Source organism: Aquamicrobium soli (assembly GCF_042646345.1).
Taxonomy (GTDB): Bacteria; Pseudomonadota; Alphaproteobacteria; order Rhizobiales; family Rhizobiaceae; genus Mesorhizobium; species Mesorhizobium soli_A.
In genome coordinates, this window is record NZ_JBHRTK010000012.1 from 329391 (window position 1) to 348128 (window position 18738).

Consider the following 18738-nt stretch of genomic DNA (forward strand, 5'->3'; position numbering starts at 1 on the left):
CGCTAACGCGAAAAGCGCGGCGCGAGACCTTCGATGCGCCGGATCATCGACTGGAATTCCTCGGAAATGCGATGGTGAAGCTGGACGGCCAGTTCGGGATATTCTTCGAGGATGCGGCGAAACATCTGGCGGTTGAGCCGCAGCACCTGCGAATCGGTCTCGGCCGAAGCGCTGGTCAGCCGCCTCGTGTCGGCGATCAGCGCCAGTTCGCCCATGATGGCGCCGGGGCCGGCGCGGCCGATGATGCGCTGCTCCTCGCCCTCGCGGTAGAGCACGAAGCTTCCCGAAACCACGACATAGGCCGAATCGGCGGTGTCGTCCTCGCGATAGAGTTTCTTGCCGGCGGCAAGCGTCGTCGCCTCCGCGCCGAAGGCGAGCAGACGCAGTTGTTCCTGCGTGAAGCTTTCGAAAAGCCCCACCACGGAAAGGGTGCGGATATCGTCATCCAGCGCCATAATGTCCCCGAACCGTCAGGCCAGTCCCCTTTCCGTGCCATGGTCCCGAGCCGGATCATGCTAGTCGTGCGATGCGGCCCCGCCCCGAACCGCGTTTGGATAAAATATGAAGCAAACGTGGTTACCCGGCGGTTACCCGATCAGGGAATCAGTTTGTAGCCGCCGCTTTCGGTGACGAGAATTTCGGCGTTGGAGGGATCGCGTTCGATTTTCTGGCGCAAGCGGTAGACGTGGGTTTCCAGCGTGTGCGTGGTGACGCCCGAGTTGTAGCCCCACACTTCTTCCAGAAGCACGTCGCGCGTTACCACCTTCTGCTCGGCGCGGTACAGATATTTGATGATGGAGGCCTCCTTTTCGGTCAGCCGCACCTTGGCGCCGTGCTGGTCGATCAGAAGCTTCTGGCTGGGCTTGAAGGTGTAGGGGCCGACCGAGAAGGTGGCGTCCTCGCTCTGCTCGTGCTGGCGCAGTTGCGCGCGGATGCGGGCGAGCAGCACGGCGAAGCGGAACGGCTTGGTGACATAGTCGTTGGCGCCGGCTTCCAGCCCGAGGATGGTGTCGGAATCGGTGTCGTGGCCGGTCAGCATGATGATGGGGGCCTTGTAGCCGCCCTTGCGCAGGATTTTCACCGCCTCGCGGCCGTCCATGTCGGGCAGGCCGACATCCATGATGAGCAGGTCGACCAGCCCGGCACGCGCGGCGGCGATGCCCTTGGCGGCGTTCGCTTCCTGCGCGATATCGAATTCCTCGTAAAGCGAGAGCTGCTCGACCAGCGTCGCGCGCAGGTCCTCATCGTCGTCGACAATCAGAATTGTGCGTGATGTCATGGATCAATCCGTTGTTTTTCAATGAATTTCAATTGACCGCTGCCTGTTTATGCGGAAGCTGACTGGGACAACAGCCCATCACGGTGATTTGTTCCTTGGCGCGATCATACCTGAAAAAACGGCCTTGCAATGCTTCCGGTGCAATTTTGCCAACAGGTCTTGGCGTCGTCACCGTGCGCGCGCGGCCGGGGCACCCCACGCAAGGGCTGCTGCAGGCCGGCAACCGGGTGTTTTCCTGCGCACTCGGGCGCGGCGGAATCTCGGCCATCAAGCGCGAAGGCGACGGCGCGACGCCGCTGGCCGGGATGCGGATTTTGGAGGGCTATTTTCGCGACGACCAGTTCGCCGGCGCCCGGCGCACACGGCTGGCGATGACGCCGATCGGCGCCGATCTCGGCTGGTGCGAGGTGCCGGGCGACCGCAACTACAACCGGCCGGTAAGGATCCCCTACGGCGCCAGCCACGAGCGCATGCGGCGCGACGATCGCCTCTACGACGTCTGCCTGGTGCTGGACTGGAACATCCGCCCGCGCCGCAGGGGATGCGGCAGCGCCATCTTCTTCCACCTGGCGCGGCCGGGCTATACGCCGACGCTGGGCTGCGTGGCGGTGAGCGCCCGGACCATGGCGTGGCTGCTGCCGCGCCTGTCGGACCGGACGGTCGTGAAGGTGGTGCGCTGAACCTCAGCGCCGGTAGGGCCGCCTCGGCGGTATCCAGCCGCGCTCGGTCAGCCCGAGGCTGACGGCTTCCTCGAGCGAGGGACGTGGCACGCTGCGCGGGTCGATGCCGATGTCCTCGAGAAGGCTGTCGCTCAATCCTTCGATCTCCCGAAGCGGCACCGCAGGCGCGTTTCGGGCGGCGGGTCGGCGGTCGACGAGGACATCGAGCAGCCTTTTCCAGACTGGGACCGAAGGGGTCAGGATATAGCTGGCCATGGGTTTGTTCCTTTCATGCCAGGCATCAAGCCTGGCTTTCCGTTTGTGTGGTGAAGGAACTATGAGCCATTGAAAGGAAAGGGGGAAACGAGTAATCCTTGCCGGATCATCAAGTATCCCTTGAAGAATGAGAATGCACCCGACACCCGGAACACGTGCGCTGAGAACGCTGGAAGCGGCGGGCCGCCACCTCAACTTCACTCGTGCGGCGGACGAGCTTGGACTGACGCCGGCGGCGGTCAGCTACCAGATCAAGGAAATCGAGGACCAGCTCGGGCTGGTCCTGTTCATCCGCACCAGCCGCTCGATCCGGCCGACGAAAGCGGGCGAACTCGTGCTGGAAGCCACGGCCGAGGCGCTCGACATGCTCGGCCGGGCGGTCGCCCGCGCACGCAGGATGGAGCGCGGCACCAGCCAGCTGCGGGTCAGCGCCGACGCGCAGTTCGCCGCCAAGTGGCTGATGCGGCGGGTCGAATCCTTCCGCGAGGCCCATCCTGATATCGAATTGCGCTTCGACATCTCGTCCGACCTGCGCGACTTCGAGCAGGACGACGTCGATGTCGGGGTGCGTTTCGGCGGCGGCAAATATGCCGGCCTTGCCGCGCACCGGCTGTTCGACAACGAGATCGGTCCCGTATGCAGCCCGGCGCTGCTGCGGCCGGATTCGCCGGTCAGGGAGCCGCGTGACCTACTCCGCTATACGCTGGCGCATATCGAATGGGAGCAGCAGGGCATCGTCTGGCCGAACTGGCGCATGTGGATGGCCGCCGCCGGCGTCGACGATTTCGATGACGGTCGTACCGTCGTCTTCGGCACTTCTTCCGAACTGGTGCAGGCCGCGCTCGAAGGCAGCGCCGTCGTGCTGGCGGAATTCGCCATGGTCGCCGGCGACCTGGCGGAAGGCCGCCTGGTGCGGCCGCTCGAACTCAGCCTCAGGATCGCGCCGGAGTTCGCTTATTTCCTCGTCTATCCGCAGGGAGCCGCCGCCGATCCGCGCATCGTTGCCTTTCGCGACTGGATTTTGGCGGAAGCGGCGAAGACGCAGACCTGACCTGCGGCGGCCGTCAGCCGAAGCGCCAGACGGTGGTGCGCTTCACGTCGGAATCCTCCAGCGCACGGGTGACCGGCACCTCGTAGACCGCCAGCTTTTCCAGCCCGGTCCGAGGAAGGTAGGAGCGGCCGGGGTCGCCGACCAGGATCGTTGCCCCGCGCGCGGCCAGCGTCTCGAACCAGGGAACCAGCCGTCCGGCAAACGAGGCGTCGTAAAAGACATCGCCGGCCAGCACCACGTCCCAGCCCTGGTCGCTGCCGATCAGGTCGTTGCCGGTGAAGGTCACGGACACGCCGTTGGCGTTCGTGTTCAGCCGGATGGCGGCCTCGCAGAACGGGTCGATGTCGGCCGCGACCGTGCCCGCCGCGCCGGCCATCGCCGCCGCGATGGCGACGAGGCCGGAACCGGAGGCGAAATCGAGGACGTGCCTGTCCCGGACCGTTTCCGGATGGTCCAGCACGTAGCGGGCAAGTCCCTGCCCGCCGGCCCAGGCGAAGGCCCAGAAGGGCGGCGGCAGGCCGATCTCGGCCAGTTCCTCCTCGGTGCGCAGCCACAGTTCGTGCGCCTCGTGAGCCAGGTGCAGGCGGATTTCCGGCACGTGCGGCGGCCTCACCAGCGCGGTGTTGTCCGCTATGAACTTTTCCGCCGTGGCCGGCGACAGGGCCATCAGGGCGCGGGGTGGAGGCCGGCCATGCGGCAGACTTCCCGCCACTCGTCCTCCAGAACCGGCTGCACGGAAAGCCGCATCGAGGTGACCAGCGACATCTTGGCGAGTTTCGGGTTGGCCTTCACGTCGGAGAGTTTTACCGGCTTCGGCAGGTCGCGCACGGCGCGGATGTCGACGCATTCCCAGCGCGGGTCGTCGGTGGTGGTGTCGTGGTGGGCGAGCGCACAGACCTCGACGATGCCGACCGCCTCGAGGCCGATATTGGAGTGGTAGAAGAAGCCGAGGTCACCGATCTTCATGGCGCGCATGTTGTTGCGCGCCTGGTAGTTGCGCACGCCGTCCCACTGCTCGCCGGCTTTGCCCTTGGCCTTGAGCATGTCGAAGGAAAAGACGTCCGGTTCGGACTTGAACAGCCAGTAATTCATTTTACGCCCCGCCGTCCTTCGTCTCAGCCGTTGGCCGGGTTGTTGATGCCCCAGTTCCACTGCCGGATCTCGACCTTTTCGAACAGCCCGGCCTTGGCATAGGGGTCGGCGTCGGCCAAAGCCCGGGCGGCTTCCATGTCGGGCGCATCGAGCACCACCATGCTGCCGTTCGGCTTGCCCTCGGCGCACAGGAACGGCCCGGCGAAGGCCAGCTTGTTGTCGTCGTTCAGCGCCTGCAGATGGGCCAGGTGCTCGGGCCGGGTATCGGCGCGCAACTGCAGTTTTCCGGGCTTGTCGGTGCAGATCAGGGCAAACAGCAATTCGTTCTCCAGTCGATTTTCAGATTTCGTTTTCGGTCTTGAGCGGCCGCGTCATCAGCGCCGCCACCGCTTCGCGGATGGTGAGCGTGCCGTCGAGGATCGCGGCGACGGCGGCGATGATCGGTGCGTCGATCGCGTGATCGGCCGCGATGCGCGCGGCGATCGCCGCCGTCGGCACGCCTTCGGCGAGCGGCCGGCCGGCCAGTTCCTCGTGGCGTCCGAGCGCCAGCCCATAGGCGAAATTGCGCGACTGGGCGGACGAGCAGGTGAGCAGGAGGTCGCCCAGCCCCGACAGGCCCATCAGCGTTTCCGGCTTCGCGCCGAGGGCTGCGCCTATGCGCCGAAGTTCGACGAAGCCGCGCGTCACCATGGCCGCCTGGGCGCTGGCCCCAAGCCCCGCGCCCGTCACCGCGCCGGCGGCGATGGCGAAGACGTTCTTCAACGCGCCGCCGATCTCGACGCCGACGAGGTCGTCGCTCGAATAGCAGCGCAGGTTCTCGGCGGAAAAGCGGGCCGCGAGGTCGGCCGCCAGTTCCTCGCTGCGGGCTGCGACCACAACTGCCGTCGGCAGGCCCTTGGCGACATCGGTGGCGAAACTCGGCCCGGAAAGCGTGGCGATCGGGTTCTCCGGCAGCGCCTCGGCCGCGATGGTGGAAAGCAGCGCGCCGGTGTCGCGCTCGATGCCCTTGGCGCACAGCACCAGCGGAACGCCTTTCGGCATGAGCGGCCGCGCCGAGGCAAGCACACTGCGCAGCGATTGCGCCGGCGTCACCGCCAGCACGCAATCCGCGCCGGCCAGCGCCGCCGCCATGTCGGTGGTCGCCGCGATGCCGGGGGCCAGCGCGATGCCGGGCAGATAGGCCGGATTTTCGCCGCGATTGAGGGCGGCGACGGATTTTTCCTCGCGCGCCCACAGCCGCACGGCGTGGCCGGCCCGCAGCATGGCCAGCGCCAGCGCCGTGCCCCAGGCGCCGGCGCCGAGCACGGCGACCTGCCACTGCCTGTCCTGCGTCATGCCTTGGCCCCCCGCCTTCCGGAGCCGACCACGGGCGCCGACACGCCGTCCAGCGGCCAGCGCGAACGCGGCGCGAAATCGAAGGCGTCCTCGTGGCCGAGATCGGCGCGCAACCGCTCGATGCCGGCCCAGGCGATCATCGCGGCATTGTCGGAGCACAGTTTGAGCGGCGGCGCGACGAAGGCGAAGCCGTGTCGGGCGCACAGCGTGTGCAGTGTCGCCTTGATCTCGGCATTGGCCGCGACCCCGCCCGCCACCACCAGCGTCGGCTGTGCCTCGTCCGGGAAGGTTTCGCGAAACCGCTTCAGCGCGCGGGAAACCCGGTCGGCCAGCGCGTCGGAGACGGCGGCCTGGAACGAGGCGCAGATGTCGGCCACGTCCTGCTCGCCGAGCGGCGCGATGGCGCTGGCCGCCTGCCGCACGGCGGTTTTCAGGCCGGAGAAGGAGAAGTCCGGCTGCGCCGAGCCCTTCATCGGGCGGGGAAAGGCGAAATGGGTGGCGTCGCCGTTTCTGGCCGCCTTTTCCACGTTGGGGCCGCCGGGATAGGGCAGGCCGAGCATCTTCGCCGTCTTGTCGAAGGCTTCGCCCAGCGCGTCGTCGATCGTCGTCGCCCAGCGCTGGTAGTCGCCGACGCCGCGCACCAGCACGATCTGGGTATGGCCGCCCGACACCAGCAGCAACAGATAGGGGAAAGCGACATTGTCGGTCAGCCGCGCCGTCAGCGCGTGGCCTTCCAGATGGTTGACCGCGATCAGCGTCTTGCCGGCGGCGGCGGCGATCGCCTTGGCCGTCATCAGCCCGACGATCAGCCCGCCGACAAGACCCGGGCCGGCGGTGGCGGCGACGGCGTCGATGTCGTCGAGCGACGTGCCGGAATCGGCGAGGGCCGCCTCGATGATGCCGTCCAGCGCCTCGACATGGGCGCGCGCGGCGATCTCGGGCACGACACCGCCGAAGACCGCATGTTCCTCGATCTGGCTGAACACGACGTTCGCCAGGATTTCCGGCGCCGAATCGGCGTCGAGCGCGACCACGCTGGCCGCCGTCTCGTCGCAACTCGTTTCAATGCCCAGAACGCGGATCAATTGGTCGCTGGCCTTCAAGATTGTGCGGGGGTCCGATCCCCGGTAGGAATAGCACGCCCTGCTGACCGGGGGGTATCACGGACCGAGCGCTATGCAAACACCATTGAAAATCGGGACTCGCGCCAGCCTGCTGGCGATGGCGCAGGCGCAGGAGGCGCGCTCGAGGCTGATGGCGGCCCATGGCCTGCCGGAAGAAGCTTTTGCGATCGTGCCGATCGCCACCACCGGCGACAATATCCAGGACCGTGCGCTGGCGGAAGCCGGCGGCAAGGGGCTGTTCACCAAGGAACTGGAGGACGCCCTGTTCGATGGCCGCATCGACATCGCCGTGCATTCCTCCAAGGACATGCCGACGCAATTGCCGGACGGGTTGGAGCTTTCCGCCTTCCTGCCGCGCGAGGACGTGCGCGACGCCTTCATTGGCAGGACGGTGAAGTCGATCATGGACCTGCCGCAGGGGGTCAGGCTCGGCTCGTCTTCGCTGCGCCGGCAGGCGCTGATCCGCCGCATGCGGCCGGACCTCGACGTGGTGCTGTTTCGCGGCAACGTGCAGACGCGGCTGCGCAAGCTGGAAGAAGGCGTCGCCGAGGGCACCATGCTGGCGCTGGCCGGCCTCAACCGGTTGGGGCTTTCGCATGTCGCCACCGAAATCATGCCGGTGGAGGCGTTTCCGCCGGCGCCGGGGCAGGGCGCGATCTGCATCGAAAGCCGTATCGGCGACGAGGCGGTCGGGGCGCTGCTGGCCGCCATCCACCATGAACCGACCGGGCGGGCGCTGGCTTGCGAGCGTGCTTTCCTCGCCGCGCTGGACGGCTCCTGCCGGACGCCGATCGCGGGCTATGCCACGCTTGCCGGCGACGAGCTGTCGTTCAACGGCCTGATCATCACGCCGGACGGAACGCAGTCGCATACGGTGGCGGCGCAAGGTCCGGCGGCGGATGCCGCCCGCATCGGCGCGGAGGCCGGCGCGGAGGTGCGGGCGCGGGCCGGCGAGAACTTCTTCGACTGGTGGCAATGAATGGCACGCCGTGTTCTGGTGACGAGGCCGGAACCGGGTGCCGCACGCACGGCGAAACGTCTGGCGACGCTGGGATTCGAGCCGGTGCTTTTGCCGCTGACGCACACCATTGCGCTGCCGGTTGCGATGGACCGTCTGGTTTTGCCGGGTGCTGGAAGACCCCCACCCCTAACCCCTCCCCACAAGGGGGAGGGGAACACGGGCACCCCAATTTTCCCTAAGATCGCCGGTGCAGACCGCCGTGATACACCCGCAGAATCCCCCTCCCCCTTGTGGGGAGGGGTTAGGGGTGGGGGTACGGCGTTGGCGGTTGCCGTGACGAGCGCCAACGCGATCCTTCATGCGCCGCCGGAACTGGTGGCGGCGCTGGCGCACCTGCCCTGCCATGCGGTGGGCGAAAAGACCGCGCAGGCGGCGCGCAGGGCGGGTTTTTCGGCTGTACGGGCAGGGCCGGGCAATGCGGAAGCGCTGGCCGGCGAGATCGCGGTTGCGCTTACCGGGCAAGGCCTCGTTTATCTGTGCGGGCGGGTAAGGTTTTCCGGTTTCGAGCAGAAGTTGCGGGCTGCCGGCGTGCGGGTTTTCCCGGTCGAAACCTACGATACGGTGGTGCTGCCGCATGACGACAAAGCGGTGGCGGCGTGCCTTGACGGACGACCCGTGGATGCGGTGCTGCTCTATTCCGCCAAGGCGGCCGAGGCGATGGCGGCGTTCGCCGGCCGGCCGGCGCTTGTCCCCCTGCTCGGGAACGCTACATTTGCCTGCCTGTCCAGTCGCGTCGCAGGCGCCCTCGCTACCGTTGCAGGAGATCGGATTCGTGTCAGCCGGGAACCGAACGAAGAAGCCTTGTTCCGTCTTCTGTCGCCCTGAGCCACGGGCGCGCCAATACGCCGCCCCTTTTCACCCGACAGAGGTATGGTAGACCGGTCACGAGCCGGAGCGGTCGAGACGAAGCGAAAAAAGCGGAGCCAGGCATGGTCAAGACACCGAAGACGCGACACTCGAAGAGCCAGCGCGAGCCGGTGACCATCGAACTTGGGCCCGGCGAGGTATCGCGCGTGACCGATCCGCAGGCCGACGAGGCGGAGGCCGCCGCGTCCGAGAGCCCCGAGGCGGTTGTGCAGGGCGAAGAGACGCCCGCAGCCGACGAGGCGCGCGCCGAAGCGGAGAAAAGCGAAGAGACCGCCGCACCCGCGCAGGAACCACCTGCCGCAAGTTCCGCTTTCGACGATTTGCCGCCCAGGCCGGCGGCCGACGGCGACGAGGACGGCCGCGCGCCGGCCGATCTTCCCCGGCCGGAACGCGGGGGTCTCGGCCCGATCGCGGCCGGCCTTGCCGGCGGTCTCATCGTTCTGGCGGGCGCTGCCGGCCTGCATTATGCCGGCTTCCTCGGCGGCTCCACGGCTTCGCTCGATAGCGTCAACAGCCGGATCTCGGCGCTGAAGACGCAGATGGACACGCTGTCGAATACCGAAAAGGGCGGCGAAGCGATGGCGCGGGTGAAAATGCTCTCCGACGCGCTGGAGCAGGTCAAGACCGATGTCGGGGCGCTGAAGACCGGGCAGGCCGACGCCGCGCAGGCGCTCGGCGAGCTGCGCGACAAGATGGCGGCGGTGGAAACCGGCGTTTCCGGATTGCAAAAGGACGGCGGCCCGAGCGCGGCCGACTTGGCGCCGCTCAACGACAAGCTTGCCGCGCTCGATGGCCAGATCAAGGGCGTGGCCGATGCCGCCGACGAGCGGCAGGCCCGTCTCGGCGCGCTCGAACAGTCGGTGTCGAGCCTTTCGGCCAAGGTCGAGGCGCAGGCCTCGCAACCGAAAATCGCGCTTTCCATCGCCGCCGCGGCGCTGAAGGCGGCGCTGGATCGCGGCGGCCCGTTCTCCTCCGAGCTCGAAACCTTTGCCGCGGTCGCGCCGGATGCGCCGCAGCTCGCCGTGTTGCGGCCCTATGCGGAAAAGGGCGTGCCGATCCGCGCCGCGATCGCTTCGGGCGTGGCGGCGGCCGCCTCCGCCATGATCGACGCCGCCACGCCGGTAGACGAGAACGCCGGCTTTTTCCAGAGCCTGATGGCGAGCGCCGAGAAACTGGTGAAGGTGCGCCCGGTCGGCGCGGTTTCCGGGTCGGGCGTGCCCGAGACGGTGGCTCGGCTCGAAGCGGCGGTCGAGGAGGGCGACTATGCCCGGGCGATCGCCGAATATGACAGCCTGCCCGATGCGGTGAAAGCGGCCGGGGCCGATTTCGCCGGCCAGTTGAAGGCGCGGCTCGACGTCGAGGCCGCCATCGATGCGCTCGTCGCCGATGCCATGAAAGCGTGACGCCGATGATCCGCATTCTTACCTTCCTCGCCGTGGTCTTTGCCCTCGGTCTCGGCTTCGCCTGGCTGGCGGACCGGCCGGGCGACATGGTGGTTACCTTCAACGGCTATCGCTACGAACTGAGCCTGATGGTGGCGGCGGTGGCCGTGGTTGCGGTCGTCGCGGCGGTGATGATCGTGTGGTGGTTGGTCCGGTCGATCTGGAACAGCCCCTATGCGCTTGCCCGGCACTTCCGCGTGCGCCGCCGCGATCGCGGCTACCAGGCGCTGTCGACCGGCATGATCGCCGCCGGCGCCGGCGACGGCGTGCTGGCGCGCCGCAAGGCCAAGGAAGCGGCCAAGCTGATCAACGCCGACCAGGAGCCGCTGATCCATCTGCTGGAGGCGCAGGCTTCCCTGCTCGAAGGCGACCATGAGGCGGCGCGCAACCGCTTCGAGGCGATGCTCGACGATCCCGAAATGCGGCTTCTCGGCCTGCGCGGCCTCTACCTGGAGGCGGAGCGGCTGGGCGACCGCAATGCCGCCCGCCATTATGCCGGGCGCGCGGCGCAGGCGGCGCCGCAACTCGGCTGGGCGGCCGAATCGACGCTGGAGGACCTGGCGCGCGCCGGCGACTGGGACGGTGCGCTGAAGCTGGTCGGCGCGCAGAAGTCGACGCGCCAGATCGACCACGAAACCGCCAACAACCGGCGCTCGGTGCTGCTTGCCGCCAAGGCGCAGTCGTTGTTCGACAGCGATCCCGACGCGGCGCGGGCGGCAGCGCTGGAGGCCAACCGGTTGCGGCCCGGTTTCGTGCCGGCGGCGGCGATGGCGGCCAGGGCGCTGTTTCGCAACAACGATGTGCGCAAGGGCTCGAAAATCCTCGAAGCGGCGTGGAAGGCCGAGCCGCATCCCGAGATCGCCGACCTCTATCTTCACGCCCGCCCCGGCGATGCCGCGCTGGATCGCCTGCACCGCGCCCGCAAACTGCAGGATTTGAGGAAGAACAACGCCGAATCGGCGATGGCCGTGGCGCGTGCCGCGCTCGATGCGCAGGAGTTCGACGAGGCCCGCCGCTCGGCGGAAGCGGCGATCCGCATCGACCGGCGCGAGGGCGCCTATCTGCTCCTGGCCGATATCGAGGAAGCCGAGACCGGCGACCAGGGCAAGGTGCGGCAGTTGCTGGCCAAGGCCGTGCGCGCGCCGCGCGATCCGGCATGGGTGGCCGATGGCCTGGTTTCGGAACGCTGGGCGCCGGTTTCGCCGGTCACCGGCCGCCTCGATGCCTTCGAGTGGCGGGCGCCGGTGGAACGGCTCGGCCAGTTGATCGAAAGCGATGAAGCGGAAGCCGGCGCGCCGGTGCTCGCCGCGCCGGTGAGGCCGGCGGCGCCGAAACCGTCGCTCGCGACGGTGGATGCCGGCGAGGACGAGGGCGCAGGGGTCATGGCGCCGGTGACGGCGGCCGAACGTGCCGCCGCTCCCGCCGAGGCCGAGGAGGCGGAGGAAGCGCCGGGCCTGCCGACGCGGCTTCCGGACGACCCCGGCATCGACCCGGACGAAGCGGAAATGCAGGAGAAAGCGGCCAATCGCTTTCGTTTGTTTTGATCGTGATCCGTTTATTCGCTAAATCCTGTAGCGAATCGGGATGAAGCGGATGTTCGAACGCGTATTGTCCTTCCTGAGAGACTTGCCCGGCGGGCGCGGGCATGACGATGCGCGCGAGGAAGACCCGCGCGTGGCCGCCTCGGCCCTGCTCTACCATGTCATGGATGCCGACGGCGTTCGCCAGGACGTCGAGTGGGCGCGCTTCAAGGCGGTGCTTTCCAAGACCTACGGCGTCGTGGGAAATGAACTCGATGCTTTGGCCAAGGCCGGCGAGGCGGCCGACAATGAGGCGATCGACCTCTATGCCTTCACCAGCGTGCTCAAGCGCCATCTCGACGCCGACGCGCGCAAGGCCTTCATCGGCCTGATGTGGGAGATCGTCTACGCCGACGGCGAACTGCATGAACTGGAAGACAATGTGGTGTGGCGCGTCGCCGAACTGCTCGATGTCGAGCGGCGCGACCGGATAGAGGCGCGGCAGAAGGCTGCGGGCGGGGACGTGGCCGGCGACGACTAGGCCGGGCGCAGGAATTTCGGGGCTTTTTCAGGAACATGCCAATATCGACTGACCGGCCGCAGATTCTGATCGTGCTGCATCAGGAAACGTCGAGCCCGGGGCGTGTCGGCCAGATGCTCGTCGAGGCGGGGTTCGATCTCGATATCCGAAGGCCGCCGCTTGGCGATCCGCTGCCCGGCACGCTGGAGAATCATGCCGGCGCGGTGATGTTCGGCGGCCCGATGAGCGCCAACGACAGCGACGAGTTCGTCCGCCGCGAGACGGACTGGCTGGCGGTCCCGCTGAAGGAAAACCGGCCCTTCCTCGGCATCTGCCTCGGCGCGCAGATGCTGGTCAATCATCTTGGCGGCAAGGTCGCGGGCCATGGCGACGGCCTGGTGGAGATCGGCTGGTATCCGCTCGAGGCGACCGACGAGGGCGCCAGGCTGATGACGTGGCCGCAGCATGTCTACCAGTTCCATCGCGAGGGCTTTTCGCTGCCGCGCGACGCCGTTCTTCTGGCCAGGTCGCAGGCCTATCCGAACCAGGCGTTCCGCTACGGCCAGAACGCCTGGGGCATCCAGTTCCATGCCGAACTGACGCGCATGATGATGCATCGCTGGGTGGTGCACGGCGCGCATCGCTTCGTGCTGCCCGGCGCCCAGCTCGGCCGCGAGCATCTGGGCGGGCGGCTGGTCTGGGACATGCAGCTCAAGCGCTGGCTGGGCGAGTTCCTGACGACCGTCTTCGGCAGGCCGATGCCGCGCTGAGGGTAATTCAGTGGCGGCCGTCCAGGTGTTGCACCTTGCGCAGCGCCGGGAACAGCCAGGCCCACAGGCCGGCGACCGCGACCGCTCCGATCCCGCCGACCACTACCGCGGGCACCGTGCCGATGAGGGCGGCCATGGCGCCGGCGCGGAATTCGCCCAGTTCGTTGGAGGCGCCGACGAACACCTGGTTCACCGCGTTGACGCGCCCGCGCACCGCATCCGGCGTCCATAGCTGGATCAGGGTTTCGCGCACATAGACGCTGAACATGTCGGTTGCGCCGAGCAGCGTCAGCGCCAGGATCGACAGCCAGGTGACGGTGGAGAGGCCGAATACCACGGTGACGACGCCGAACAGGCCGACGAAGCCGAGCATGGTCGCTCCGGCGTGGTTGCGGATCGGATGGCCGGCGAGCCAGACCGCCACGCAGATGGCGCCGATGCCGGGAGCCGAGCGCAGCAGGCCGAGGCCCCATGGGCCGAGTTCGAGGATGTCGCGCGCATAGACCGGTAGCAGCGCCGTCGCGCCGGACAGGAGCACCGCGAACAGATCGAGCGAGATGGCGCCGAGCACGACCTTCTCGCCGCGGATGTAGCTGAAGCCGGCGAACAGGGTTTGCAGCGTCGGGCGGGAAGTTTCGCCGCGCTGCGCCGGCTTCGGGATGGTGAAGATCAGTCCGGCGGCGATCACCATCAGGATGGCCGCCGTCGCATAGGCGGCCTCGGCCGACAGGCCGTAGAGCAGCCCGCCGGCCACCGGCCCGATGATGGTCGCCATCTGCCACGCCGACGAGTTCCAGGCGATGGCGTTGGCGAAGTCCTCCGGCGGCACCAGGTTGGCGAACAGCGAGGAGGAGGCGGGGCCGTAGAAGGCGCGGGCGACCCCGAACAGGGCGAGCACCGCGAAGATTGGCAGCGGCCCCATGCCGCCATGCAAGGTGAGCGCGAGCAGGGCGGCGGCGCAGGCCGCTTCCACCCCGAGCGCGCTGGCCATGATCAGGCGGCGGCCGAAGCGGTCGGCGGTGACGCCAGTGACCAGCACCAGGAGCAGGGAAGGCAGGAACTGGACGATACCGACCAGGCCGAGATCGAACGGGTCCCGGGTCAGATCGTACATCTGCCAGCCGACGGCGACCGAGACGATCTGGGTGGAGAAATTGCCGAGGAAGCGGGCCGCCCAGTAGCTCAGGAACGGCCGGTGCCGGAAGGCCGCATAGCGCTCGGCCGCGGGCGTCTCGCCAAGGGCGGCCATGCGTCGGCTAGCCGCCGTCCGGCGAGGCGGTGATGGTGGCTGCGCCACTCATGCGGCGCTGAGCTTGGCCAGCGTTTCGTCGTCGACTTCGAAATTGGCGTAGACGTTCTGCACGTCGTCGTCGTCCTCCAGCGTGGCGACCAGCTTCATCAGCGATTGCGCGCGCTCCTCGTCCACCGGCACGTTGTTCTTCGGCTTCCAGATGGTCTTGACGGTTTCGGCCTCGCCAAGGGCTGTCTCCAGCGCCTTCGACACCTCGCCGAGCGCCTCGAAGGCACAGTAGACGGTGTGGCCTTCCTCGTCGGACTCGACGTCGTCGGCGCCGGCCTCGATGGCCGCATCCATCAGCTTGTCGGCGCTGCCGGCGGAGGCCGGATAGTAGATCTCGCCGACGCGGTCCCACATGAACGACACCGAGCCGGTTTCGCCGAGCGCCCCGCCCGCCTTGGTGAAGGCGGCGCGCACGTTGGAGGCGGAGCGGTTGCGGTTGTCGGTCAGCGCTTCCACGATCAGCGCGACGCCGCCGGGGCCGTAGCCCTCGTAGCGCACTTCCTCGTAGTTCTCGGTATCGCCGCCGGCGGCCTTGTTGATGGCGCGCTGGATGTTGTCCTTCGGCATCGATTCCGCCTTGGCTGCCTGCACGGCGAGCCTGAGGCGCGGGTTCATCGCCGGGTCGGGCGTTCCCATCTTGGCGGCGACAGTGATTTCGCGCGCCAGCTTGGAAAACAGCTTCGACTTCACCGCGTCCTGACGGCCCTTGCGGTGCATGATGTTCTTGAACTGTGAATGGCCGGCCATGGGACTCCTGTCGTCTTCGCGGCGGTCGGGCTGTCGGGCGCCGGCGGAAGGGCGCACAGGGACATTCCGAGGTGTTTCGATAATGGCGTGGCTTATAGATAAATCGGCTCAATTCGTCCAGCAGGTCGAGGGGCCAGGGGCGATCAACCTTCGAGGTCGGCCTTCAGCCGATCGAGGATGCTGACGGCATGGGCGGCGTATTCGCCGATCCATCGGTCGTGGATGCGCTTGATGGGCAGCGCGTCGAGATGGTTCCAGCGCTCCCGCCCCTCGCGCCTGGCGACCACGAGCGCGGCTTCCTCCAGCACCTTGAGATGCTGCATCACCGTGCAGCGGTCCATGTCGGAGAAGGTCTCGCACAATGCGCCGGTCGTCTTCGGGCCGTCCTTCAATTCGTCCAGCATCGCGCGCCGGCGCGGATGGGCCAAGGCCTTGAAAACACGGTCGTCCTGGGTTTCGCTTGACATGTTATGTTTTTATAACATAAGGTTTGCGCAAATCAAGCAAGGAGGCTGTGGATATGACTATCGGGATCAGGGTTTCCGGCCGTATCGGCAGGCCGGTCGCGGATGTGTTCGACGCCGTCGTCAACCCGAAGAAGCTTTCCGGCTACTTCACCACCATCAAGGGGGCCAGCGCGCCGCTGGTGGCGGGCACCACGGTGACCTGGTGGGGCGCGGTTCCGGTCGAGGTCGACGAGGTGGTGCCGCAAAAGCGCATCGTGCTGCGCTGGGACGCCACCGACGAGGCCGGCAAGCCCGCCTACAAGACCCGCATCGAGATGGATTTCGAGGCGCTGGACTATGGCGGCACCTTCGTCACCATCGCCGAGTCCGGCTGGCGTGAGGATGAGACCGGCCGCAAGAACTCCTACATGAACTGCGAGGGCTGGGCGCAGATGCTGTCCTGCATGAAGGCCTATGTCGAATACGGCATCAACCTGCGCGAAGGCTTCTATCCGAGCGAGATGCGCGGCGAACTGCCGACCGATCCCGACCGGAAATGACCGCGCGTCGCGGCGGGACGGCTCTCGCCGGCGTCAGCCGCGCTTCGCCTTGCGGTTGCGCGCCAGCATGTTGAGCGCTTCCACCAGCGCCGAGAAACCCATCGCGGCGTAGATGTAGCCTTTCGGCACGTGGAAGCCCATGCCGTCGGCGATCAGCGTCATGCCGATCATCAGCAGGAAGCCGAGCGCCAGCATGACGATGCTGGGGTTCCTGGCGATGAAGTCGGCCAGCGGGGTGGCCGCCAGCATCATCACCGACACCGCGACGATGACGGCGATGTACATGATGGCGATCTCGTCGGTCATGCCGACGGCGGTGATGATGGAATCGATCGAGAAGACGAGATCGAGCAGCAATATCTGGAAGATGGCGCCGCCGAGCGACAATTGCAGCGTCTTGCCGAGAAGCGGCCCCTCATGATCGGCCGGATCGACGGTGTGATGGATTTCCTTGGTCGCCTTCCAGACCAGAAACAGGCCGCCCGCGACGAGGATCATGTCGCGCCATGAAAAGCCGTGGCCGAAGGCGGAGAACACCGGTTCGGTCAGCTGCACGATGAAGGAGATGGTGGCGAGCAGGACCAGGCGCATGATGAGCGCCGCCGAGATGCCGAGCCGGCGGGCCGGCTTGCGCTGCGCTTCCGGCAGCTTGTTGGTCAGGATCGAGATGAAGATCAGGTTGTCGATGCCGAGAACGATTTCGAGCACGACCAGCGTCGCCAGCGCCACCCAGGCGGTCGGATCGCCGACAAAGGCGAAGTGCGGCGCCAGAAAGTCGATCATCGGCATCATGGCGGCGTTCCTGCTGCGGCGGGTCCTGGAATTTCAACCGAAATAGGCGCGCTTTTTTCTTCTTCAACCACCGGGCGCCGAAATTTTCAGGCGGCGCTACCAGAAGGAGGGAGCCGTCTCCTCGAGCCTCGGCCCGCGACGGAACGGCGCGATCCGTTCGGCCAGGCCGGTGCGGTCGGAAATGTCGACGCCGACGCCGCACAGGGTGGCGGGTCCGTTGGCCGCCTCGAAGCGGCCTTTCGGCACTTTCGAGAGGAAGCGGTTGAGCGGCTCGTCCTTGTCCATGCCGAGCGAGGAATCGTAGTCGCCGCACATACCGGCGTCCGAGATATAGGCGGTGCCGCCGTTGAGGATCTGGTGGTCGGCGGTCGGCTGGTGCGTGTGCGTGCCGACGACGAGCGACACGCGGCCGTCGACGAAATGCGCGAAGCACATCTTTTCCGAGGTCGCCTCGGCGTGGAAATCGACGACGGCGGCATCGGCCTGCTCGCCGAGCGGGCAGGCTGCAAGCTCCCGTTCGCCGGCCTGGAACGGATCGTCCAGTTCGGGATGCATGAACACCCGGCCCATGATGTTGGCGACCAGCACGCGGGCCCCGTTCCTGGCCATGTAGACGCCCGAGCCCTTGCCCGGCGTGCCCTTCGGGAAATTGGAGGGGCGCAGGAAGCGCTGCTCGCGCGGGGCGAAGTTCAGGGCATCACGATTGTCCCAGACATGGTTGCCGGTGGTGACGACATCGGCGCCGGCGCCGATCGTCGCCTGGAAAATCTCTTCCGTGATGCCGAAGCCGCCGGCCGCGTTCTCGCCGTTGACGATGACGAAATCCAGCTTGAAGTCGGAAATCAGCCCCGGCAGCTGCTCCTGCACCGCCGTGCGCCCGGTCCTGCCCACCATATCGCCGAGGAAGAGAAGTCGCATGCCATGATCCCGAAAAGCTGCATGACTTTTCGCCAAAGATCATGCGTGACAAAGAAAGGTATCTAAGGCCGTGGCGGGAAGCGGCGCAAGCCGCTTTCGGTCAGGATCTCCGCCAGCATGACGTCGTGCGGCTCTTCCGGGACGCGCTCGACCTCCTGGCAGTCGAAGGCGATGCCGATCAGGTGGGGCGGCTTGCCGGCATCGAGGAGCCGCTCGATGGCCCGGTCGTAGAAGCCGCCGCCATAGCCGATGCGGTGGCCGCGCGCGTCGAAGGCGGCGAGCGGCACCAGCATGACGGCGGGGTCGAGGACTTCCGCCGTCGCATCGGGACCGAAGGTGCCGAATCCCATCGCGACCAGCGGCGCGCCGCGCACCAGTTCGCGAAACACCATCGTGGTCTTGTCGAGGATGGCCGGCAGGCAGAGCCGCGCGCGCCGCTCGGCCAGGGAATAAAGCAGCGGGCGCACGTCGACCTCCGAGCGCATCGGCCAGTAGCCGGACACCACCTGGCCGGGCTCGACGGCGATGCCCGCCGACAGGGTCTCGGCGATATGCAGCGCCTGCTCGATGCGCCATACCGGGTCGAGTTTGTCGCGGCGCGCCAGCGCCTCTTTGCGGAAATGCTGCTTCAGTTCCTTAGGCGAGGTCATGCGCGCAAAGGTAGCAAGGATTGGCGCGAAGGGAAGGTCCGGAAGCGACGTCGGAAATGTCGCCGCGGGATTGCCCGCGTGCCGCCGTCACGAAAATCGGGAGGAGTGACGATCCATGCAACCGGTGGAGAAGCGATCCCGGGAACCTACAAAGTAGGTGGGCGCCGTGTGCCCAAACCCACGGGTCTGGACAGGGACAGCTCCCTAGGGATCAATAAGGCCCCGGGGAATATGAACTCCTGCCGCGAGGCACAGACCGTCGCCGCCAATATAGGCCTGTCGCGGCGGTTGCGCCAGATGGCGATCGCTTCCGTGGCTTCATGGCGCAGAGGTTTCCGGCCCTTGCGCCGGCTGCCCGGCCTTCATAGG

Annotated in this window: 23 protein-coding genes and 1 other RNA gene; 9 read left to right on the plus strand and 15 right to left on the minus strand. The window is 67.2% G+C overall.

What is annotated here, in order from left to right:
• Positions 1-2: 2 nt before the first annotated feature.
• On the minus strand, positions 3-455 hold the full coding sequence (locus ACFOHJ_RS11135) for a cyclic nucleotide-binding domain-containing protein (protein WP_378220575.1): 453 nt from the start codon (positions 453-455) through the stop codon (positions 3-5).
• Positions 456-595: 140 nt separating this feature from the next.
• Entirely contained in the window at positions 596-1279 is a 684-nt protein-coding gene (locus tag ACFOHJ_RS11140) for a response regulator transcription factor (protein WP_378220576.1), read from the minus strand.
• 143 nt (positions 1280-1422) lie between these two features.
• Between ACFOHJ_RS11140 and ACFOHJ_RS11145 the strand changes: the two genes are divergently transcribed.
• Positions 1423-1959, plus strand: a complete 537-nt coding sequence (locus ACFOHJ_RS11145; RefSeq protein WP_378221534.1) for a L,D-transpeptidase family protein — start codon at positions 1423-1425, stop codon at positions 1957-1959.
• Between the two features lie 3 nt (positions 1960-1962).
• Here ACFOHJ_RS11145 and ACFOHJ_RS11150 read toward each other — a convergent pair whose 3' ends face one another.
• Entirely contained in the window at positions 1963-2214 is a 252-nt protein-coding gene (locus ACFOHJ_RS11150) for a hypothetical protein (protein WP_378220577.1), read from the minus strand.
• A gap of 133 nt (positions 2215-2347) precedes the next feature.
• Here ACFOHJ_RS11150 and ACFOHJ_RS11155 point away from each other — a divergent pair, with 133 nt between their 5' ends.
• Positions 2348-3265, plus strand: a complete 918-nt coding sequence (locus ACFOHJ_RS11155; protein ID WP_378220578.1) for a LysR substrate-binding domain-containing protein — start codon at positions 2348-2350, stop codon at positions 3263-3265.
• A 13-nt stretch (positions 3266-3278) separates the two neighbouring features.
• Here ACFOHJ_RS11155 and ACFOHJ_RS11160 read toward each other — a convergent pair whose 3' ends face one another.
• The 5 genes from ACFOHJ_RS11160 to tsaD are packed head-to-tail and all read right to left on the minus strand — an operon-like array spanning position 3279 to position 6774.
• Positions 3279-3935: a class I SAM-dependent methyltransferase gene (locus ACFOHJ_RS11160; protein ID WP_378221536.1), complete on the minus strand. Its 657-nt coding sequence runs from the start codon at positions 3933-3935 to the stop codon at positions 3279-3281.
• Complete coding sequence (locus ACFOHJ_RS11165; RefSeq protein ID WP_378220579.1) at positions 3932-4357, minus strand: EVE domain-containing protein; 426 nt, start codon at positions 4355-4357, stop codon at positions 3932-3934. The genes ACFOHJ_RS11160 and ACFOHJ_RS11165 overlap by 4 nt, the downstream gene beginning before the upstream one ends.
• A 23-nt stretch (positions 4358-4380) precedes the next feature.
• A complete protein-coding gene (locus ACFOHJ_RS11170) occupies positions 4381-4677 on the minus strand; it encodes a YciI-like protein (RefSeq protein WP_378220580.1) in 297 nt (98 codons plus the stop codon).
• 19 nt (positions 4678-4696) lie between these two features.
• Positions 4697-5692, minus strand: coding sequence for an NAD(P)H-dependent glycerol-3-phosphate dehydrogenase (locus tag ACFOHJ_RS11175; RefSeq protein ID WP_378220581.1), 996 nt, complete (start codon positions 5690-5692; stop codon positions 4697-4699).
• Positions 5689-6774: a tRNA (adenosine(37)-N6)-threonylcarbamoyltransferase complex transferase subunit TsaD gene (gene tsaD, locus ACFOHJ_RS11180; protein WP_378221537.1), complete on the minus strand. Its 1086-nt coding sequence runs from the start codon at positions 6772-6774 to the stop codon at positions 5689-5691. Before tsaD ends, ACFOHJ_RS11175 begins: the two co-directional genes overlap by 4 nt.
• Before the next feature lie 94 nt (positions 6775-6868).
• On the opposite strand from tsaD, the gene hemC reads away from it, so the two are divergent.
• The 6 genes from hemC to ACFOHJ_RS11210 all read left to right on the plus strand — a co-directional run bounded on the left by hemC (position 6869) and on the right by ACFOHJ_RS11210 (position 12956).
• Positions 6869-7795 (plus strand): hydroxymethylbilane synthase, encoded by a 927-nt coding sequence (hemC, locus tag ACFOHJ_RS11185; RefSeq protein WP_378220582.1) that lies wholly within the window; start codon positions 6869-6871, stop codon positions 7793-7795.
• Positions 7796-8662: a uroporphyrinogen-III synthase gene (locus tag ACFOHJ_RS11190; protein ID WP_378220583.1), complete on the plus strand. Its 867-nt coding sequence runs from the start codon at positions 7796-7798 to the stop codon at positions 8660-8662. It begins immediately after the preceding gene.
• Positions 8663-8766: 104 nt separating this feature from the next.
• Positions 8767-10107 (plus strand): COG4223 family protein, encoded by a 1341-nt coding sequence (locus ACFOHJ_RS11195; protein WP_378220584.1) that lies wholly within the window; start codon positions 8767-8769, stop codon positions 10105-10107.
• A gap of 5 nt (positions 10108-10112) precedes the next feature.
• Positions 10113-11690: a heme biosynthesis protein HemY gene (locus ACFOHJ_RS11200; RefSeq protein ID WP_378220585.1), complete on the plus strand. Its 1578-nt coding sequence runs from the start codon at positions 10113-10115 to the stop codon at positions 11688-11690.
• A 49-nt stretch (positions 11691-11739) separates the two neighbouring features.
• On the plus strand, positions 11740-12207 hold the full coding sequence (locus tag ACFOHJ_RS11205) for a tellurite resistance TerB family protein (RefSeq protein WP_378220586.1): 468 nt from the start codon (positions 11740-11742) through the stop codon (positions 12205-12207).
• A 35-nt stretch (positions 12208-12242) separates the two neighbouring features.
• Positions 12243-12956 carry a glutamine amidotransferase gene (locus tag ACFOHJ_RS11210; protein ID WP_378220587.1) on the plus strand — a complete coding sequence of 238 codons (714 nt, stop codon included), beginning with the start codon at positions 12243-12245 and terminating at the stop codon, positions 12954-12956.
• Positions 12957-12963: 7 nt separating this feature from the next.
• Here ACFOHJ_RS11210 and ACFOHJ_RS11215 read toward each other — a convergent pair whose 3' ends face one another.
• From ACFOHJ_RS11215 to ACFOHJ_RS11225, 3 genes are all read right to left on the minus strand, one after another.
• Positions 12964-14205 carry an MFS transporter gene (locus ACFOHJ_RS11215; protein WP_378220588.1) on the minus strand — a complete coding sequence of 414 codons (1242 nt, stop codon included), beginning with the start codon at positions 14203-14205 and terminating at the stop codon, positions 12964-12966.
• 48 nt (positions 14206-14253) lie between these two features.
• The gene (locus ACFOHJ_RS11220) at positions 14254-15003 is read right to left on the minus strand and encodes a YebC/PmpR family DNA-binding transcriptional regulator (RefSeq protein ID WP_378220589.1); all 750 of its coding nucleotides are present in this window, start codon (positions 15001-15003) and stop codon (positions 14254-14256) included.
• A gap of 143 nt (positions 15004-15146) precedes the next feature.
• On the minus strand, positions 15147-15470 hold the full coding sequence (locus tag ACFOHJ_RS11225; protein WP_378220590.1) for an ArsR/SmtB family transcription factor: 324 nt from the start codon (positions 15468-15470) through the stop codon (positions 15147-15149).
• Between the two features lie 53 nt (positions 15471-15523).
• Here ACFOHJ_RS11225 and ACFOHJ_RS11230 point away from each other — a divergent pair, with 53 nt between their 5' ends.
• Positions 15524-16009 carry an SRPBCC domain-containing protein gene (locus ACFOHJ_RS11230; protein ID WP_378220591.1) on the plus strand — a complete coding sequence of 162 codons (486 nt, stop codon included), beginning with the start codon at positions 15524-15526 and terminating at the stop codon, positions 16007-16009.
• A gap of 33 nt (positions 16010-16042) precedes the next feature.
• On the opposite strand, the gene ACFOHJ_RS11235 is transcribed toward ACFOHJ_RS11230, so the two are convergent.
• From ACFOHJ_RS11235 to ssrS, 4 genes are all read right to left on the minus strand, one after another.
• A complete protein-coding gene (locus tag ACFOHJ_RS11235) occupies positions 16043-16798 on the minus strand; it encodes a TerC family protein (RefSeq protein ID WP_378221539.1) in 756 nt (251 codons plus the stop codon).
• Between the two features lie 99 nt (positions 16799-16897).
• Positions 16898-17719, minus strand: coding sequence for a TIGR00282 family metallophosphoesterase (locus tag ACFOHJ_RS11240; protein ID WP_378220592.1), 822 nt, complete (start codon positions 17717-17719; stop codon positions 16898-16900).
• A gap of 62 nt (positions 17720-17781) precedes the next feature.
• Complete coding sequence (locus ACFOHJ_RS11245) at positions 17782-18369, minus strand: 5-formyltetrahydrofolate cyclo-ligase (protein WP_378220593.1); 588 nt, start codon at positions 18367-18369, stop codon at positions 17782-17784.
• Between the two features lie 106 nt (positions 18370-18475).
• A non-coding RNA gene (gene ssrS / locus ACFOHJ_RS11250) (6S RNA) lies at positions 18476-18630 on the minus strand.
• Between the last annotated feature and the right edge of the window lie 108 nt (positions 18631-18738).

Coding starts and splice junctions, on each gene's coding strand:
- ACFOHJ_RS11135 (WP_378220575.1), bottom strand. CDS start 455: ATGGCGCTGGATGACGATATCCGCACCCTTTCCGTGGTGGGGCTTTTC.
- ACFOHJ_RS11140 (WP_378220576.1), bottom strand. CDS start 1,279: ATGACATCACGCACAATTCTGATTGTCGACGACGATGAGGACCTGCGC.
- ACFOHJ_RS11150 (WP_378220577.1), bottom strand. CDS start 2,214: ATGGCCAGCTATATCCTGACCCCTTCGGTCCCAGTCTGGAAAAGGCTG.
- ACFOHJ_RS11155 (WP_378220578.1), top strand. CDS start 2,348: ATGCACCCGACACCCGGAACACGTGCGCTGAGAACGCTGGAAGCGGCG.
- ACFOHJ_RS11165 (WP_378220579.1), bottom strand. CDS start 4,357: ATGAATTACTGGCTGTTCAAGTCCGAACCGGACGTCTTTTCCTTCGAC.
- ACFOHJ_RS11175 (WP_378220581.1), bottom strand. CDS start 5,692: ATGACGCAGGACAGGCAGTGGCAGGTCGCCGTGCTCGGCGCCGGCGCC.
- hemC (WP_378220582.1), top strand. CDS start 6,869: ATGCAAACACCATTGAAAATCGGGACTCGCGCCAGCCTGCTGGCGATG.
- ACFOHJ_RS11190 (WP_378220583.1), top strand. CDS start 7,796: ATGGCACGCCGTGTTCTGGTGACGAGGCCGGAACCGGGTGCCGCACGC.
- ACFOHJ_RS11195 (WP_378220584.1), top strand. CDS start 8,767: ATGGTCAAGACACCGAAGACGCGACACTCGAAGAGCCAGCGCGAGCCG.
- ACFOHJ_RS11200 (WP_378220585.1), top strand. CDS start 10,113: ATGATCCGCATTCTTACCTTCCTCGCCGTGGTCTTTGCCCTCGGTCTC.
- ACFOHJ_RS11205 (WP_378220586.1), top strand. CDS start 11,740: ATGTTCGAACGCGTATTGTCCTTCCTGAGAGACTTGCCCGGCGGGCGC.
- ACFOHJ_RS11210 (WP_378220587.1), top strand. CDS start 12,243: ATGCCAATATCGACTGACCGGCCGCAGATTCTGATCGTGCTGCATCAG.
- ACFOHJ_RS11215 (WP_378220588.1), bottom strand. CDS start 14,205: ATGGCCGCCCTTGGCGAGACGCCCGCGGCCGAGCGCTATGCGGCCTTC.
- ACFOHJ_RS11220 (WP_378220589.1), bottom strand. CDS start 15,003: ATGGCCGGCCATTCACAGTTCAAGAACATCATGCACCGCAAGGGCCGT.
- ACFOHJ_RS11225 (WP_378220590.1), bottom strand. CDS start 15,470: ATGTCAAGCGAAACCCAGGACGACCGTGTTTTCAAGGCCTTGGCCCAT.
- ACFOHJ_RS11230 (WP_378220591.1), top strand. CDS start 15,524: ATGACTATCGGGATCAGGGTTTCCGGCCGTATCGGCAGGCCGGTCGCG.
- ACFOHJ_RS11235 (WP_378221539.1), bottom strand. CDS start 16,798: ATGCCGATGATCGACTTTCTGGCGCCGCACTTCGCCTTTGTCGGCGAT.
- ACFOHJ_RS11240 (WP_378220592.1), bottom strand. CDS start 17,719: ATGCGACTTCTCTTCCTCGGCGATATGGTGGGCAGGACCGGGCGCACG.
- ACFOHJ_RS11245 (WP_378220593.1), bottom strand. CDS start 18,369: ATGACCTCGCCTAAGGAACTGAAGCAGCATTTCCGCAAAGAGGCGCTG.